The sequence below is a fragment of the Parahoeflea halophila genome, from assembly GCF_900220985.1.
GTDB lineage: Bacteria > Pseudomonadota > Alphaproteobacteria > Rhizobiales > Rhizobiaceae > Hoeflea > Hoeflea halophila.
In genome coordinates, this window is record NZ_OCPC01000001.1 from 1,449,134 (window position 1) to 1,465,395 (window position 16,262).

The window sequence follows — 16,262 nt, forward strand, 5'->3', positions numbered from 1 at the left end:
GGAAAGGACACAACAATGCTGACCAACGATCAACTGTCCCAGTGGGACCGGGAAAACTTCTTCCACCCGTCGACCCATCTCGCCCAGCATGCCCGCGGAGAAAGTCCGTCGCGGATCGTCACAGGCGGCGATGGCGTCTTCATCGAGGACCGTGACGGCAACAGGCTGCTCGACGGCTTCGCCGGTCTCTATTGCGTCAATGTCGGCTATGGCCGCACCGAGATCCAGGATGCCATCGCGGCCCAAGCCAGGGAGCTGGCCTATTACCACGCCTATGTCGGTCATGGCACCGAGGCCTCGATCACCTTGTCGAAGATGGTGCTCGACCGGGCGCCGTCGAACATGTCGAAGGTCTATTTCGGCCTTGGCGGCTCGGATGCCAACGAAACCAACATCAAGCTGGTCTGGTATTACAACAACATTCTGGGCCGCCCCGAGAAGAAGAAGATCATCTCGCGTTGGCGCGGCTATCACGGCTCAGGCCTGATGACCGGTTCGCTGACCGGGCTCGCCGGTTTCCACAAGAAGTTCGATCTGCCGCTGTCGCAGGTCAAGCACACCACGGCACCGGATTATTTCCGCCGCGACGATCTGAACCAGACCGAAGCCCAGTTCGTCGCCCATTGCGTCAGCGAACTCGAGGCCCTGATCGAGCGCGAAGGCGCCGACACCATTGCAGCCTTTATCGGCGAGCCGGTGCTCGGCACCGGTGGCCTGGTGCCGCCGCCCGCCGGCTACTGGGAAGCCATCCAGAAGGTGCTGAAAAGGCATGACATCCTGATGATCGCCGATGAAGTGGTCACCGGTTTCGGCCGCCTCGGCACCATGTTCGGCTCCGATCACTATGGCATCGAAGCCGACATCATCACCATCGCAAAGGGCCTGACGTCTGCCTATGCGCCACTTTCGGGCTCGATCATCTCCGACAAGGTCTGGAAAGTACTCGAACAGGGCACCGACGAGAACGGGCCCATCGGTCACGGCTGGACCTACTCCGCCCATCCGATCGGCGCTGCCGCCGGTGTCGCCAATCTCAATCTGATCGACTCCATGGATCTCGTCGACAATGCCGGAAAGATGGGCGCCTATTTCAACAAGGCGATGGCGGACGCTGTCGGCGGTCACGCTCATGTCGGCGACGTGCGCGGCGAGGGCCTGCTCTGCGCCGTCGAGTTCGTGGAAGACAAGTCGGATCGCACCTTTTACGATTCATCGAAAAAGATCGGCCCGCAGCTGGCTGCGGCCTTGCTCAAGCGCAATGTCATCGCCCGCGCCATGCCCCAGGGTGACATCATCGGCTTCGCACCGCCGCTTTGCCTGTCGAAGACCGAAGCCGACAGCATCGTCCTGTCGATGGCCGACAGCATCAAGGAAGTGCTCGGCTGATCTGCACCACTTTGCTTTGAAGTTAACGGATGAACCAGCTCCCTTGGGGGCTGGTTTCTTGCCTCTTGCCTTAAACCCGGGCGCGAACAGGATGCTGTTCGCGCCCGGCGCATTGTTATCCGGAGACGGCGAGGTCGAAACGATCTGCGTTCATCACCTTGGTCCAGGCTGCAATGAAGTCCCTGACGAACTTGTCTTCGGCATCGCTCTGGGCATAGACCTCGGCGATCGCGCGAAGCTGCGAGTTCGAGCCGAACACAAGATCGACGCGTGTGGCGGTCCACTTCAACTCGCCGGTTACCCGGTCGCGTCCTTCGAACTCTTCCTCGTCCTCGTCAACGGCTGACCACTTGGTGTCCATGCTCATCAGGTTGACGAAAAAGTCGTTGCTCAGCGTACCGGGCTTGTCGGTTAGTACGCCGTGCTTCACCTCACCGTGGTTAACGCCAAGAACGCGCAGGCCGCCCAGAAGAGCCGTCATCTGCGGCGCGGTCAGCGTCAGCAGCTGTGCCTTGTCAATCAGCAGTTCCTCGGCGGACGAGGTGTAGCGGGCCTTGAGGAAGTTGCGGAACCCGTCGGCAGCCGGTTCGAGCACATCGTAGGACTCGACATCGGTCTGCTCCTGCGTTGCGTCCATCCGGCCCGGCGCGAACGGAACCTCAACGGTTTTGCCCGCAGCCTTGGCGGCCTGCTCGATCCCGACTGAGCCCGCCAGCACGATCAGGTCGGCCATCGAGATCTTCTTGCCGTCGCTGCGGCTATCATTGAAGCTCTTCTGCACATCTTCCAGAACAGCGAGGGCCTTGGCCAGCTTCTCCGGCTCGTTGGCTGCCCAGTTCTTTGCAGGCTCAAGCCGCACTCGGGCGCCGTTTGCGCCACCGCGCTTGTCCGAACCGCGGAAGCTGGAGGCCGATGACCAGGCGGTCGATACCATCTGCGCAATCGAGAGGCCCGACGCTGCGATCCTGTCCTTCAGCTCAGCAATCTCATCTGCCTCGACCAGCGGATGATCAACCGCGGGAATTGGATCCTGCCAGAGCAGATCCTCTTCCGGTACTTCCGGACCGAAATAGCAGGTCTTCGGTCCCATATCGCGGTGGGTGAGCTTGAACCAGGCCCGCGCAAACGCATCTGCAAACTCGTCCGGGTTCTCGTGAAACCGCTTGGAAATCGGAGCGTAGATCGGATCGAAACGCAGCGCCAGGTCCGACGTCAGCATTCCCGGCGCAACGCGCTTTGAGGGGTCGTGCGCGGCCGGAACCGTGCCTTCACCGGCGCCGTCCTTTGGCTGCCACTGCCAGGCGCCGGCAGGGCTCTTGGTCAATTCCCACTCAAAGCCGAACAGGTTGTCGAAATAAAGATTGGTCCACTGCGTCGGAGCCTGGGTCCAGGTCACTTCGAGGCCACTGCCAATGGCGTCAGCGCCAATGCCGGTGCCGTGCTTGCTTGTCCATCCCAGGCCCTGTTCCGCAATGCCTGCAGCTTCAGGATCAGCGCCAACCAGGCCGGCATCTCCGGCGCCATGAGTCTTGCCGAAGGTGTGACCACCGGCGATAAGGGCGACAGTTTCTTCATCATTCATCGCCATCCGGCCAAAAGTGTCACGGATGTCGCGGGCCGAGGCCAACGGATCCGGCTTGCCGCCGGGGCCTTCCGGGTTCACGTAAATCAGGCCCATCTGCACGGCAGCCAGCGGATTTTCCAGCTCGCGCTCAGGTTTTTCCGGATCGTAGCGGTTCTTGTCATCGAGCCAGGTTTCTTCCGAACCCCAATAGATATCCTCTTCCGGTTCCCAGACGTCCTTGCGGCCACCGGCAAAACCGAATGTCTTGAAACCCATCGATTCCAGCGCGACATTGCCGGTCAGGATCATCAGATCGGCCCAGGAGATCTTGTTGCCGTATTTCTGCTTGATCGGCCAGATCAGGCGGCGTGCCTTGTCGAGGTTGACGTTGTCGGGCCAGCTGTTGAGCGGCGCGAAACGCTGCGCCCCGGAGGTCGAGCCGCCACGGCCATCCGCGGTGCGGTAGGTGCCTGCACTGTGCCAGGCCATGCGGATGAAGAAGGGACCGTAATGGCCGAAATCGGCCGGCCACCAGTCCTTCGAATCGGTCATCAGCGCGTGAAGATCCTGCTTGACCGCAGCCAGGTCGAGCTTCTTGAACTCTTCGATGTAGTTGAAATCCTCATCCATCGGGCTGGCAGCAGGCGAATTCTGGTGCAGCATGCTGACATTGAGCTGATTGGGCCACCAGTCGCGGTTCTGCCGCATGCTCATGTTGGTGGCGCCGTGTGCGACCGGGCATTTGCCCATTTTTGGCATTTCATTCATCGTGCTCTCCGATCCTGCCTGTTGTGTGTGTGGGTTGGCGGTTGCCTGATTCTTGTCGGGAGGATGGTCCCCCTTGTTCAAGGGCAAACCACATCGTTGTCCCTGCCGTTCAAGACAAGGCCCCGAGCTTGCCTGCCGCGCGGGCGAGGCACCGGGGTCACCGATAACTCCTCCATGTGTCAGCACAGTGTAGCAAAGCCATATCATTGGGATAAGTTGTTTTTATTGATCACTCTGATAATTTGAAACTATGAGAAACCTGACCCTCAAACAGCTTCGGTATTTTGAGGCGCTGGCACAGCATGGCCATTTCGGCCGCGCGGCCCACGCCTGCTCGATTTCCCAGCCGGCCTTGTCGGTGCAGATCCGGGAGCTCGAGGAAACAGTGGGAACCGAACTCTTCGAACGCGGCGCACGCCAGGTACGGCTGACCAGTTTCGGCGAGGAATTCGCCACGCGCGCCCGGGGCATTCTCCGGTCCGTCGACGAGTTGAGCGAACTGGCACGTGCCTCCCGCGATCAGCTCGTCGGGCGGCTTCGCATTGGCGTCATCCCGACCATCGCGCCTTACCTGCTGCCGGACATCATTTCCAAGCTCACGGCTGCCAACAGCGGCATCGAAATCCAGATCCGCGAATCGCTGACCCCGATTCTGGTTCACGAACTCTCCGACGGTCTTCTTGACGCGGCCATAGTCGCCCTGCCGGTTTCGGAACCATCCCTGACTGAGGTCGCGCTGTTCGACGAAAACTTTGTCCTGGTACGCCCAGAAGGAGACGAGAACAAGCCGGTGCCCGATCACGAGGATCTGCGCGAGATGAAACTGCTTCTGCTCGAGGAAGGCCACTGCTTCCGAGACCAGGCGCTGTCATTCTGCGACATTCAGTCGACCCGGCCGCGCGAGATGCTGGATGCCAGTTCGCTCGCTACGCTGGTGCAGATGGTCGGCGCCGGGCTTGGGGTGACACTGATCCCGGAGATGGCTATTCCGGTCGAAACCCGGTCCGCCCCGGTTTCAATCGCGCATTTCAAGTCGCCGCAACCATCGCGGACCATCGGCATGATCTGGCGCAAGACCAGCCCGCTCGCCAAGCAATTGCTGCAGATCTCCGCAGTGGTGCGTGAGGCGACGACTGACAGAATGGAACGGTGAATTAACGCCCCATCACACGGCCTCGAAGCCTACCTCTGGTGCGTCAGGATGACGTCGAGAAATTTGTCGCCGTAACGCTCCAGTTTGGATTGGCCGACACCAGAGATACCGAGCAGCGCTTCGCGGTCCACCGGCCTGCTGGTTGCAAATGCGACCAGCGTTGTGTCGGGGAAGACCACATAAGGCGGGACACCCAGTTCCTTGGCAATCGCCATGCGGGCTGCGCGAAGTGCTTCAAACAGCTCGACATCTGCCCCTTCAAGCGCGGATTTCGCATTCATGGAGCTTGACGACGCACCTCGCGCAGCCTTGCCCTTGGTCGGCCTGTCCTTCCGGAAGCGCACATCACGCTCGCGCTTGAACACCGCACGGGCCTCAGGCTCCAACTTCAGCGCGCCATAGGCCTCATGATCGACACTGACCAGCCCGCTTGCCAGCAACTGTCGGTAGACCGACTGCCATGTCTTGGCCGGGATATCCTTGCCGGCGCCGAAGACCGGCATGTCGACATGGCCGAAACGCGTGGTCTTGTCGTTCTCATTGCCGGTTAGCACATCGATCAGATGCCCGGTGCCGAAGCGTTCGCCGGTCCGATAGACTGCCGCCAGCGCCTTGATCGCTGCCTCTGTTCCGTCCCAGGTTTCGACCGGCTTCTGGCAGGTGTCGCAATTGCCGCAATTGCCCGGATGCGCTTCGCCGAAATGCGCAAGGATTGCCTGCCGTCGGCAGCCCGCCGTTTCGCAGATCGCAAGAAGCGCATTGAGCTTGGCCCGCTCCACCCGCTTGATGTCCTCGGCCGATCCGCCGCCATCGATCATGCGGCCGCGCTGGATCACATCGGCCATGCCGTAGGCCATCCAGACATCGGATGGCAGCCCGTCGCGGCCCGCACGCCCGGTTTCCTGGTAATAGGCTTCGACCGAGCCCGGCAGATCCATATGGGCGACATAACGCACATTCGGCTTGTCGATCCCCATGCCGAAGGCGACGGTGGCAACCAGGCAAAGGCCTTCTTCCTTCAAAAACGCGTCCTGGTTGGCGTCACGAACTTCGCGTGTCATGCCGGCGTGGTAGGACAGCGCCCTGATGCCCTGCTTGTTAAGCCAGTCTGCCGTGTCCTCCACCTTTGCACGCGACAGGCAATAAACGATCCCGCTCGAACCCGTATGGCGGGACAGAAACCGCAACAGCTGCTGCCGCGGCTGGTCGCGCTCGACGATCTCGTAAGCGATGTTGGGCCGGTCGAACGATGTTGTGAACACCTCAGCCGAATGCAGCGCCAGCTTGTCGATGATGTCGTCGCGGGTATGTGGATCAGCTGTCGCGGTAAGCGCCATGCGCGGCACGCCCGGATAGAGCTCGGCCAAATGGCCCAGTTCACGATACTCGGGCCGGAAATCATGTCCCCATTGCGAGACACAATGGGCTTCATCGATGGCAAACAGTGCGATCTTCGCCTTGCCGACCAGATTTTTGAAGCCCGGAGTGACGATCCGTTCCGGCGTCACATAAAGCAGAGCGAGTTCGCCACGGCTGATCGCGTTGCGCACATCCATGAATTCATCGCGCGACAGCGAGGAATTCAGCGCCGCGGCCCGGACGCCCAGCTGCCTGAGCGCCTCGACCTGGTCGCGCATCAGCGCAATCAGCGGCGAGACGACGATGCCGACGCCGTCGCGGCACAGTGCAGGCACCTGGAAGCAGAGCGATTTTCCGGCGCCTGTGGGAAACAGCACCACCGCATCTCCGCCCGACACGACCTGGTTCACCACCTCGGCCTGGCGGCCCCGGAATTCGGGATAGCCGTAGATCCGGTTCAAGATCGCGAGCGGATCTGTGGGAGCATCGCTGCTGGCTGCGGATTGGGCACGGCTTTGGGACTGCGGCATGGAATCGCTTTCGTGGGAAGGCTTGGACTATGGCACAGTTTCCAATGCCGCCGCGAGGCCTTCTCCTGAACTTCTCCGCAATCCACCGATGCAAAACGCCGCACATCGTCGATGCGCGACGTCGGATAAGGTCTCAGAACCCCGTCCCTCGATGTAAGCTCAAACGGCTGCGATGCAGATGATTTCGACGTTGTAGTCCGGCGTCGCAAGCTTGGATTCGCCGGCGGCACGCGCGGGCGTATGGCCCTGCGGCACCCAGGCATCCCAGACAGCGTTCATCTCGGCAAAATCATCCATCGAGGATAACCAGATCGTGCTCTGCAAAATCTTCGTCTTGTCCGAACCGACTTCAGCCAGCAGCCGGTCGATATTGGCGAGAATGTCCTCGGTCTGCTTGGTGATGCTGGCGCCGGCCGTACCAACCTGGCCGGCCAGATAGACGACGCCGCCATGGACCACGGCCTGGCTCATGCGCGGCCCGGTTTCGATGCGTTTGATATCACTCATGTCTATTGTCCCTGTTGAAATTTAGTGCCGCCCGTTCGGGGCTCAGCGCTTCTAATACGGTTTCCCCCAGCTGCGACAGCCGTCCCAGGCACAAATCCGCGGCCAATTGCGACAAGGCAGGCGCCGTCTGCATGCCGTAGCCGCCCTGCCCGGCAAGCCAGAAGAAACCTTCTGCTTCCGGCGCAAAACCGACCACCGGCGTCCGGTCCGGAGCAAAGGTTCGCATACCCGCCCAGGAGTGCTCGACCCGCGTCACCGGAATGGTCACCGCCTGTTCAAACCGGTGCAGCCCCTCGGCGACCACCATATCGTCAGCCCAGACATCATGCGGTTCGACAGGATCCTCATCCGCCGGCGAGATCATGATCTTGCCGGCTTCGGGCTTGGCATACCATTGATCCCCGGCATTGGCGAACAGCGGCCAACGCGTGATGTCATGCCCGTCAGGCGCCGGGATCAACACTGCCGACCGGCGCAAGGGCGCCAGACCCAAAGTATGGACACCAGCCATCTGCGCCACATGGTCAGCCCATCCACCGGCAGCATTGATCAGCACCGGCGCAGAAAACTCGCCCGCCGGCGTGGCCACAGTCCAGACGCCATCCCGGCGCACAATCGACTGCACCCCAGCGCCGGTGATGATGCTGCCGCCGAGATTGCGCAGCCGCCGGGCAAAGCCCTGCAGCATGCGGTCGACGTCAATGTCCTGCGCATCCCATTCGATCGCAGCGGCGGCAATCGTCTCTTGTCGCAGGATCGGTACCAGCTCCAGCGCCTGCTGCGGCGACACCCGCTCAAGCCCGTCACTGCCATCGAGATAGGCCTCGAACTGGGCCATGTCCTCTTCCGTTGCCAGCAACAATTCACCCCGCGGTGACAACAGGCTGGTTTCTGCCACCCCTTCCGGCTGCGCCAGAAATGCCGCCGAAGCAGCGTTCAGTGCCCGCAAAGTTGCGTTGCCGTAATTGCGGATGAAAATGGCCGCCGAACGGCCGGAGGAATGATGGCCGATCACCGGTTCGGACTCGAGCACGGTCACCTTGGCGTCTGGCGCCAGCCGCGCGGCAGCACTGATGCCGGCGATGCCGCCGCCAATCACCAGAATATCGGAGCTCGTGTTCATTCTGCCTGGTACCCGTTGAGAAAGCTGGTCAGATTGTCGCCCAGATCGGACGACAGATACCCGCCTTCCTGCACGATGACAGTGGGAAGATCCAGCCCCGCAATTGCCTGGGCGATCTCGCCGAAGCCCGGTGTCGTGACCTTGAAGCCGTGGAACGGATCGTTCTCGTGCGTGTCCAGCCCCATCGCGATCACCAGCACATCTGCGCCAAAGGAGCCTATCCGCTTGAGAGCGATTTCCAGCGTTGCCAGGTAATCCACGTCACCGGTTCCCCGCGGCAGCGGCAGGTTGAGATTGTAGCCCATTCCCTCGCCCTCGCCACGCTCTGCCGCATCGCCCCAGAAAAACGGGTAGAAGCGTGCCGGATCCGCATGGATCGAAACGGTCAGCACATCGCGGCGGTGATAGAAGATGCCTTGCGTGCCATTGCCATGATGCACATCGATATCAAGAATCGCCGGCCTGTGCCCTGCCCGCAGCAGTGCCTGCGCCGCGATCGCCGAATTGTTGAGAAAGCAGAACCCGCCGGCCAGATCGCCGAACGCATGATGACCGGGCGGCCGGCACAGAGCATAGGCAGTCGGCTCGCCGGTAAGAACCGCGTCGACGGCGCTGAGCGCCGACTGCGCCGACCAATAGGCAGATTGCCAGGTACCGGCGGTGATCGGGCACGACGTGTCGGCCTGATGAAAGCCGGATTGCCCCGTTGCAGACTTGGGATAACTGACGGTGCGGCGATCCGGGTGAATGTTCGGAATCACTTCGTCTGAAGCGCCCTCTGTCCGGATCCAGCGGGCATGGATGGTCTCGAGAAAGGTCAGATACTCCGGCGAATGGATCTCGGCAATCGGCCCCATGCCGTGATCGGAAGGCATGTGAAAGTCGCAGCCCGCAGCCCGGGCGCCACGGCTCAGTTCCTCGATCCGTTGCGGCTGTTCCGGATTGGCCGAAAGCTGGCCATTGGCCATGAAATGTTTCGGGTCATGCGCCCACTGACGCTCATCGAATATCGCCTTCATGCCTTCTCTCCCAGAGACCGAAGCGCGTCGCCGGCCAGCGTCATGAATTCTGTATCTTCTGCAGCAACAAAACCGATGCGTTCGTAAAAGGCACGCGCCCTGGAGTTGGCATGATACACACCGAGCCGGATGAAGCTTGCCTCCCAGGCCTCATGCCCGGCCCTGTGCACAGCCGCCAAAAGTCTTTGACCCAGCCGCTGACCACGAATTTTCTCATCCACCCAGAGGTCTGAAACATAAATCCCGACAGAGCCGTAGACGGTCGAGAAGAAGGGGGAGTAAGCCGCGACGCCATTGATTTTCCCGTCTACGCCGCTCGCCACCAGCGCATGCAGCACCGGAGCCGGGCCGAAACAGGCACGCGCTATATCCGCATCGCTGGCCTTGTGCGCGTCGCCCATATCGGCCGAGAGTTGCGACAGGGCCCGGTTCACTGCTTCAACGTCGCCGGGCACCGCCGGCCGGATGCTGATATCACTCACGCTCAAAATCCCACGTTGTCTTTGCCTTTCAGCCCCAGCATCGCCCGCGCCTCATCGGGTGTCGCCACCACGCGGCCCACCGATTCGACGATGTCGCGCACCATTTCCACCTGCTCGGCATTGGACTGGGCCAATTGTCCGCGTGCAATGTAGAGATTGTCTTCCAGCCCCACCCGGACATGCCCGCCCATGGTTGCGCCCAGCTTCGCCAGGGCCATCTGCTGGCGTCCGGCGGCAAGCACCGAAAACATGTACCGATCCCCGAACAGCCTGTCGGCAGTCTGCTTGAGATAGGCCAGATGCTCCGGCTCGGTAGCGATGCCACCCAGCACACCCATGACGAACTGGATGAACATCGGCGTCTGGATCAGACCACGGTCGATGAAATGACTGAGCATGTAGAGATGGCTGATGTCGTAGCATTCGAACTCGAACCGCGCACCGCGCTCCTGTCCCATCTGCCTGAGCACGCCCTCGATGTCACGCGGCGTGTTCTTGAACACCAGATCGTCTGAGTTTCGAAGGAACGGTTCTTCCCAGTCATGCAGCCACTCTGTGCGTTTCCCGAGCATCGGGTAGAGCGCGAAATTCATCGAACCCATGTTGAGCGAACACATTTCCGGCCTTAACGCCAGTGGACCGGTCAAACGCTGCTCCAGCGTCATCACTGCGCTGCCGCCGGTGGTCAGGTTCACCACCGCGTCTGTACCGGCCCGGATGGCGGGGAGAAACCCCATATAGTGCTCGAGCGCGGCTGAAGGCTGACCCGTCTCCGGATTGCGGGCATGCAGATGCAGGATGGCAGCCCCAGCCTCCGCCGCACCGATCGCCTGCCCGGCGATCGCCTCGGCGGTCACCGGCAGATAGGGTGACATTGATGGCGTATGAATAGAGCCTGTTACGGCGCAGGAGATGATGATTTTCGACATGCGGATCTCCGTCAGGCCGTCTCGACCGCAAGCCCTGCCTTGACAGCGAACTTGGTGAGCGCATTGGTGAGCATCTCGATAATCTCATCAACCTGGGCTTCCGAGATGATCATCGGCGGACAGACCAGGAAATGATCGCCTTCCAACCCGCCACGCGTCCGGCGGGAATAGATGATCAGCCCTTCGGCGTAGGCGAGCTCCACCAGCTCGTTATAGGCATTCAGCGCCCTTGGCAGCGGCTGCATGCTCTGGCGGTCGGACACCAGCTCGAAAGCCAGCAGCAGCCCTTCCCCGCGGACATCGCCAATGAAGGAAAACCTCTGCATCAGGTTCTGAAGCCGCGACTTGAGCACGCCGCCCATGCGGCTGGCATTCTGCATCAGACCGCCGGATTCGATTTCCTCGATCACGGCAAGGCCTGCGGCACAGGCCAGCGGATTGCCGGCATAGGTGTGGCCATGCAGGAAGCCGCCGGCATCGAGCACCGGATCGACCAGCCGGTCATGCGCGATCATGGCGCCAAGCGGTGCGTAACCGGCGCCAAATCCCTTTGAGATGGCAATGATGTCCGGCTCGACCCCAAAATGCTCCGCTCCCATGAACCTGCCGGTCCGCCCACCACCCGACATCACTTCGTCATGGATCAGCAAGACCCCGTACCGGTCGCAGATTTCGCGAACCGCCCGCATGTAACCAGCCGGAGGCACCAGCGCGCCGGTCGACGCGCCCCCAATCGGCTCCACGATGAATGCCAGCACACTATCGGCACCTTCTTCGAGGATTTTCGCTTCCAGCATCTCGGCATAATGCTGACCGGTTGCAGGGTCGTTGATATCCAGGCCGTCGAGATAGGCCCGAGGCGCCGGAATTTTCGGCATCGCCTGCATCATAGGCATGAACGGGTCCGACAAAGGTGCATAGCCGGTCAAGGCCAGTGCGCCCAGCGTGGAGCCGTGATAGCTCGGATCGCGCGAAATCACCTTCCAGCGCGAGCCTTGTCCAACCGTCACTGCATATTGCCGCGCCAGCTTGATGGCACTTTCCACTGCCTCCGAGCCGCCAGAGACGAAGAACACCTTCTCCATCCCGGAAGGCGACAGCGACGCGACCTTGGCCGCAAGCTTCTCGCTGGGCTCGGTTTCGAAATGCAGCCGGTATCCGAATGTGGATTTTTCCATCTGTCGCCGCATGGCATCGATCACGCGCGGGTTGGAATGGCCGATATTGCTGACCATCGCCCCCGACGAACCGTCGAGATAGCGCTTGCCGTCGACATCCCACATATAGACCCCGCGCGCTTCGGCCAGCACCGGCCTGCGCGAACGGGTCTGGTAAAACAGATGGCTTTCGGGTTTCACGTGCGGGCCTCCACCGGCAATGCTGCGCAGTCCTTGGCACGGAGCTGCACTGTAACCTTCGATCCCGCGGGAAACGGATGATCATCAATCATGTTGATGGCCTGCAGCTGCTGCTCTCCGACCCGCAGGAAATAGCGCGCGGACTGACCCTGGTAGTCAACATTTTCGACCGCCGCATCAACGCCCAACTCCTCTCCGGCAACAGTGCCTTCCGGTTTCAAAACCAGCCTTTCCGCCCGGATAATGAGTCGCACCGGACCCGGCGCGGAGACCGTTGGCGCGCGTTGCTTCGGGATTACGATACGGGGGAACCCGGGCAGCTCGACCGCTATCTCACCACCGGAAACTCCCGTGCAACTCGCTGAAAGCAGGTTCGAGGCCCCAAGAAACTGGGCGACAAACTCGCTTGCCGGGGTATTGTAAACCTCTTCCGGCGCGCCGATCTGCTCGACCCGGCCTTCAGACATAACGATGATCTTGTCCGACATCGCCAGTGCTTCGGTCTGGTCATGAGTGACGAACACGGTGGTCACACCGATGCTCTGCTGGATCCGTTTGAGTTCGACCCGCATGTCCTCGCGCAGATTGGCGTCAAGCGCCGACAGCGGTTCGTCGAGCAGCAACACGTCCGGCTCGATGACGATGGCCCGCGCCAGAGCGATGCGCTGCTGTTGACCGCCGGAGAGCTCTTTCGGATAGCGCCCGCCAAGGTCTGGCAGCTGCACCAGATCCAGCGCCTCGGCGACCTTGCGCCTGGCGTCTTCCTTGCTGACATTGCGATAATTGAGACCAAAGGCGACATTGTCGGCCACCGTCTTGTGCGGAAACAGGGCATAATTCTGAAACACCAGCCCCAGATTGCGCTTGTGGATCGGCACGTCATTGACCCGTTTGCCCTTTATGGCAATTTCCCCTTCGCTGGGATCAAGCAGGCCGGCGATCATGCGCAAGGTCGTGGTCTTGCCGCAGCCCGAGGGACCAAGCAGCGTGACGAAGCTGCCCTCTTCTATGTCCAGCGACATCTGGTGCACGGCGGTGTAGTCGCCAAAGCGCTTGACGATGTTGTTCAGGGTTACGGCGCTCACGATCTGCGTGCCTCCGGATTTTCAGGGGGCCGGCCCCGCCACAATGGCGGGACCGGCGACTGGCTTAGTAGCCGCGCTGGACGCGGCCGAATTCCTTCGACCACTCGGCCTCGTTGCCGTTCCAGTAGGCCGGATTGGCGAAGGTCAGACCGGAAAGTGTGCCGGTCGGATCGAACGCCGGCAGCTTCGGGATCTTGTCCCCGAGATCGACCTTGGTCGGATCGAGCGCAGGCGGATAACTCTGCCCTTCGGCGACTGCGATCGAGGTCTCCTTGTCGAGCATGAAGTTGAGCAGTTCTTCACACGCCGACATCGGGCTGCCCTTGAGCACAAACAGGCATTCCTGCCAGCCAAAGCCGTTCGGCGGATCGTAATAGCCGATGTCGTGACCCTGTTCCTGCAGCGCGAAGATGCGGCCCGACCAGCCTTCAGTGACGTGGATCTCTTCCTCCGCCAGCAGGCTCATCAGCTCGGCCCCGGACGCCCAGTATTTCAGTGCCAGATCGCGGTGCTTGCGCACGGCTTCCCATGCCGCTTCCGTATCCTCGATATTGTTGGGATCCTGGCCGGTCTGCAGCGCCGCATACCACATCCGGGTACGCCAGTCGCTCCAGCCGCCGATCTTGCCCTTGTGCTTCTCGTCGATCAGGATCTTGGCGCCCTTTTCCCTCATCTCCTCATCGGAAATGAACTTGCGGTTATAGGCCAGACCCGTGGTGCCATAGTCATAGGGCGCGGCGCTCAGACTGTCGGGCGTGATCGACTTGAACGCATTCATCAGCGCCGGCATGACATTGGCCATGTTCGGAATGTTGGCGAGGTTGAGTTCGCTGGTCAGATCGAAGCTGTGGTAACGGGCGTAATCGAAGACGCCAGACAGATGGGCGATGTTGTATTCGCCCGGCTGGCTGGCACGAACCAGGGCCAGGTACTCGTCGCCACCGGGAAAAGTGCCGTCGATGACCTTGATGCCGGTCTTGTCGGTGTAGGGATCGAAAGCGTGTTTGCGGAAGGCTTCCGAGACAACGCCGCCCCAGCCGTCAAAGCGGACCTGGCTGACATCGCCGGCGGCCAGCGCCTGGCGGGCAAACGGCATCTGCAGCCCATAGGCGGCACCCGCGGCACCGAGAAGCCCGAAAAACCTGCGGCGACTGATATCGCCGTTCTGAAACCGCTCGCGCAGCCGCTCATAGCGTTTTGTATCGTCCATTCTTGTTCTCCTACTCTGGTTCAGGTTCGGATGGGCGGTTTATCCGCCGCTTTTCGTTGCAAGTCTTCGGGCAAGGGCCGCACCGATGAGCGGTAGCCCGACCGTCAGCACGATGATTACCGTGCCGAGGGCATTGATCTCCGGAGAGATCGAATTGCGAAGCATCGAGAAGATCTGCGTCGGTACGGTTTCAACCCCGCCCGGCTTCCAGAACAGCGTCCCGGTGATGTCGTCGAAGCTGATGGTGAAGGCGAACAGCCCTCCCGCCGCAACCGCCGGCATCAGTTGCGGCAGAGTGATCTTCAGGAAGGTCTGCATCGGTGAGGCGCCAAGGCTCAGTGCGGCCTCCTCGACATCACGCCTGATGCTGATCAGCCGCGCCTGCACCACCAGGATGACGAAGGGCAGCGTGAAGATCACATGGCCCGCCAAAAGCAGCGTAAAGCTCTTGCCGATGTCGAGGAAGTTGAGAAACAGCAGCAGCGCCACCGCCAGCACCACTTCCGGCACCAGGATCGGCGCGATCAGCAGCGTGGTGATCATGTTGCGGCCTGGTATCTGGTAGCGCACCAGCGCCAGGCTGGCCAGTACCCCAAGTACGGTCGAGATCGCAGCCGTCATCAGCCCGAGCACGATCGAGGTCCGGAACGCCCGCATGATGGCCTCATTGTTCCACAGCGCTTCGAACCAGCGGGTCGACAATCCGGTCATCGGGAAGCTGCCGAACTGGTTGGCGTTGAATGACAGCAGCACCACCACCGCGATCGGCAGGAACATGAAGAGATACACCAGGATCGTGTAGAAGCGGATCAGACGCCAGCCCATCAGCCCAACCCCTTCGCAAGTTGCGCCATGCCGAGGTAGCGGTTGTAGATGATGACCAGGACGCCGAGTACGGCGAGAAGCAGCAGCGACAGCGCCGAGCCGAGCGGCCAGTTCAGCTGCCGGATGATGGCCTCGTAGACGAGATTGGCAAACATCGCGTCGCGCGGCCCGCCGAGGATCACGGGCGTGATGTAGGTACCGGCCGACAGCACGAAGCAGAGCAGCCCGCCGGCTGCCAGTCCGGGCAGCGACAGCGGCAGCGTCACCTGCAGAAAGCCCTGCCAGCGCGTCGCCCCCAACGATGACGCGGCATCTTCCAGATTGGTATCGATCCCGTCGAGACTGACAAAGATATTGAGTACCATGAACGGCAGCAGGAAATGCACCAGGCCGAGGATGACGGTGGTTTCGTTGTAGAGCATCTGGATCGGTTCGTTGATGATCCCGAGCCAGATCATCGCCGAATTGAGCGCACCCGAGACGCCGAGAATATTGATCCAGCTCATCGTGCGAATGATGTAGCTGATCCAGAACGGCAGCATCAGCAGCACCAGCAGCCCGACCTTGTTGCCTTGGGACCGGGCGATGAAGAAGGCCGCCGGATAGCCAAGCAGCGCGCAGACAAGTGTCGTGATTGCTGCAATCTTCAGGGTGTTGAGCAGGATGTCGCGGTAAAACGGATCAGTCAGCGCCTCTTGCCAGTTGTCGAGGAAAAATCCGGGCGTGTCGGCGCCTGCGGCACTCTTGAGCCAGAACGAATAGACCACAATGAAAACCAGTGGCACGATCAGCAACATCACGATCGCCGCAAGTGCGGGAGACAGCAGGATCCACGGCTGCCGCGCCTCACGTTGTTCGATGCTCATGGTTCCGACGCTCCCCCGCGTTCTTGTTTAAGTCATGATGTTGGGGAAAGACGCATTGATCAAATAGATAATTGATATTTCAACTATAGATGATACCT

The 16,262-nt window shown here is 61.1% G+C and carries 14 protein-coding genes; 2 read left to right on the forward strand and 12 right to left on the reverse strand.

Features of this window, described 5'->3' with window-relative positions:
* The first annotated feature begins 15 nt into the window (after positions 1 to 15).
* The gene (locus CRO46_RS06795; RefSeq protein WP_097106186.1) at positions 16 to 1,386 is read left to right on the forward strand and encodes an aspartate aminotransferase family protein; all 1,371 of its coding nucleotides are present in this window, start codon (positions 16 to 18) and stop codon (positions 1,384 to 1,386) included.
* Positions 1,387 to 1,501: 115 nt separating this feature from the next.
* Here CRO46_RS06795 and katG read toward each other — a convergent pair whose 3' ends face one another.
* Positions 1,502 to 3,718: a catalase/peroxidase HPI gene (katG, locus tag CRO46_RS06800; protein WP_097106188.1), complete on the reverse strand. Its 2,217-nt coding sequence runs from the start codon at positions 3,716 to 3,718 to the stop codon at positions 1,502 to 1,504.
* 250 nt (positions 3,719 to 3,968) lie between these two features.
* On the opposite strand from katG, the gene CRO46_RS06805 reads away from it, so the two are divergent.
* Positions 3,969 to 4,871 (forward strand): hydrogen peroxide-inducible genes activator, encoded by a 903-nt coding sequence (locus tag CRO46_RS06805; protein ID WP_097106189.1) that lies wholly within the window; start codon positions 3,969 to 3,971, stop codon positions 4,869 to 4,871.
* A 29-nt stretch (positions 4,872 to 4,900) separates the two neighbouring features.
* Here the strand turns inward: CRO46_RS06805 and recQ are convergent, their stop codons facing one another.
* The 11 genes from recQ to CRO46_RS06860 form a co-directional block, all read right to left on the reverse strand.
* Entirely contained in the window at positions 4,901 to 6,760 is a 1,860-nt protein-coding gene (gene recQ / locus CRO46_RS06810; protein ID WP_097106191.1) for a DNA helicase RecQ, read from the reverse strand.
* Between the two features lie 159 nt (positions 6,761 to 6,919).
* Complete coding sequence (locus CRO46_RS06815) at positions 6,920 to 7,267, reverse strand: RidA family protein (RefSeq protein WP_097106192.1); 348 nt, start codon at positions 7,265 to 7,267, stop codon at positions 6,920 to 6,922.
* A complete protein-coding gene (locus CRO46_RS06820) occupies positions 7,260 to 8,390 on the reverse strand; it encodes an NAD(P)/FAD-dependent oxidoreductase (RefSeq protein WP_097106194.1) in 1,131 nt (376 codons plus the stop codon). The genes CRO46_RS06815 and CRO46_RS06820 overlap by 8 nt, the downstream gene beginning before the upstream one ends.
* Positions 8,387 to 9,409, reverse strand: a complete 1,023-nt coding sequence (locus tag CRO46_RS06825) for a histone deacetylase family protein (RefSeq protein WP_097106196.1) — start codon at positions 9,407 to 9,409, stop codon at positions 8,387 to 8,389. Before CRO46_RS06825 ends, CRO46_RS06820 begins: the two co-directional genes overlap by 4 nt.
* The gene (locus CRO46_RS06830) at positions 9,406 to 9,891 is read right to left on the reverse strand and encodes a GNAT family N-acetyltransferase (RefSeq protein ID WP_210421485.1); all 486 of its coding nucleotides are present in this window, start codon (positions 9,889 to 9,891) and stop codon (positions 9,406 to 9,408) included. Before CRO46_RS06830 ends, CRO46_RS06825 begins: the two co-directional genes overlap by 4 nt.
* A gap of 2 nt (positions 9,892 to 9,893) precedes the next feature.
* Positions 9,894 to 10,826: a 3,5-dioxohexanoate:acetyl-CoA acetone transferase gene (kce, locus tag CRO46_RS06835; RefSeq protein ID WP_425479238.1), complete on the reverse strand. Its 933-nt coding sequence runs from the start codon at positions 10,824 to 10,826 to the stop codon at positions 9,894 to 9,896.
* Between the two features lie 5 nt (positions 10,827 to 10,831).
* Positions 10,832 to 12,178 carry an aminotransferase family protein gene (locus CRO46_RS06840; RefSeq protein ID WP_244577787.1) on the reverse strand — a complete coding sequence of 449 codons (1,347 nt, stop codon included), beginning with the start codon at positions 12,176 to 12,178 and terminating at the stop codon, positions 10,832 to 10,834.
* The gene (locus CRO46_RS06845) at positions 12,175 to 13,263 is read right to left on the reverse strand and encodes an ABC transporter ATP-binding protein (protein ID WP_097106199.1); all 1,089 of its coding nucleotides are present in this window, start codon (positions 13,261 to 13,263) and stop codon (positions 12,175 to 12,177) included. The genes CRO46_RS06840 and CRO46_RS06845 overlap by 4 nt, the downstream gene beginning before the upstream one ends.
* A 64-nt stretch (positions 13,264 to 13,327) precedes the next feature.
* Positions 13,328 to 14,473, reverse strand: coding sequence for an extracellular solute-binding protein (locus CRO46_RS06850; RefSeq protein WP_097106201.1), 1,146 nt, complete (start codon positions 14,471 to 14,473; stop codon positions 13,328 to 13,330).
* A 39-nt stretch (positions 14,474 to 14,512) separates the two neighbouring features.
* Positions 14,513 to 15,298: an ABC transporter permease gene (locus CRO46_RS06855; RefSeq protein WP_097106203.1), complete on the reverse strand. Its 786-nt coding sequence runs from the start codon at positions 15,296 to 15,298 to the stop codon at positions 14,513 to 14,515.
* The gene (locus CRO46_RS06860) at positions 15,298 to 16,164 is read right to left on the reverse strand and encodes an ABC transporter permease (RefSeq protein WP_097106204.1); all 867 of its coding nucleotides are present in this window, start codon (positions 16,162 to 16,164) and stop codon (positions 15,298 to 15,300) included. Before CRO46_RS06860 ends, CRO46_RS06855 begins: the two co-directional genes overlap by 1 nt.
* Positions 16,165 to 16,262: the final 98 nt, after the last annotated feature.

Coding starts and splice junctions, on each gene's coding strand:
- CRO46_RS06825 (WP_097106196.1), bottom strand. CDS start 9,409: ATGAAGGCGATATTCGATGAGCGTCAGTGGGCGCATGACCCGAAACAT.
- recQ (WP_097106191.1), bottom strand. CDS start 6,760: ATGCCGCAGTCCCAAAGCCGTGCCCAATCCGCAGCCAGCAGCGATGCT.
- CRO46_RS06855 (WP_097106203.1), bottom strand. CDS start 15,298: ATGGGCTGGCGTCTGATCCGCTTCTACACGATCCTGGTGTATCTCTTC.
- CRO46_RS06805 (WP_097106189.1), top strand. CDS start 3,969: ATGAGAAACCTGACCCTCAAACAGCTTCGGTATTTTGAGGCGCTGGCA.
- katG (WP_097106188.1), bottom strand. CDS start 3,718: ATGAATGAAATGCCAAAAATGGGCAAATGCCCGGTCGCACACGGCGCC.
- CRO46_RS06860 (WP_097106204.1), bottom strand. CDS start 16,164: ATGAGCATCGAACAACGTGAGGCGCGGCAGCCGTGGATCCTGCTGTCT.
- CRO46_RS06815 (WP_097106192.1), bottom strand. CDS start 7,267: ATGAGTGATATCAAACGCATCGAAACCGGGCCGCGCATGAGCCAGGCC.
- CRO46_RS06850 (WP_097106201.1), bottom strand. CDS start 14,473: ATGGACGATACAAAACGCTATGAGCGGCTGCGCGAGCGGTTTCAGAAC.
- CRO46_RS06820 (WP_097106194.1), bottom strand. CDS start 8,390: ATGAACACGAGCTCCGATATTCTGGTGATTGGCGGCGGCATCGCCGGC.
- CRO46_RS06795 (WP_097106186.1), top strand. CDS start 16: ATGCTGACCAACGATCAACTGTCCCAGTGGGACCGGGAAAACTTCTTC.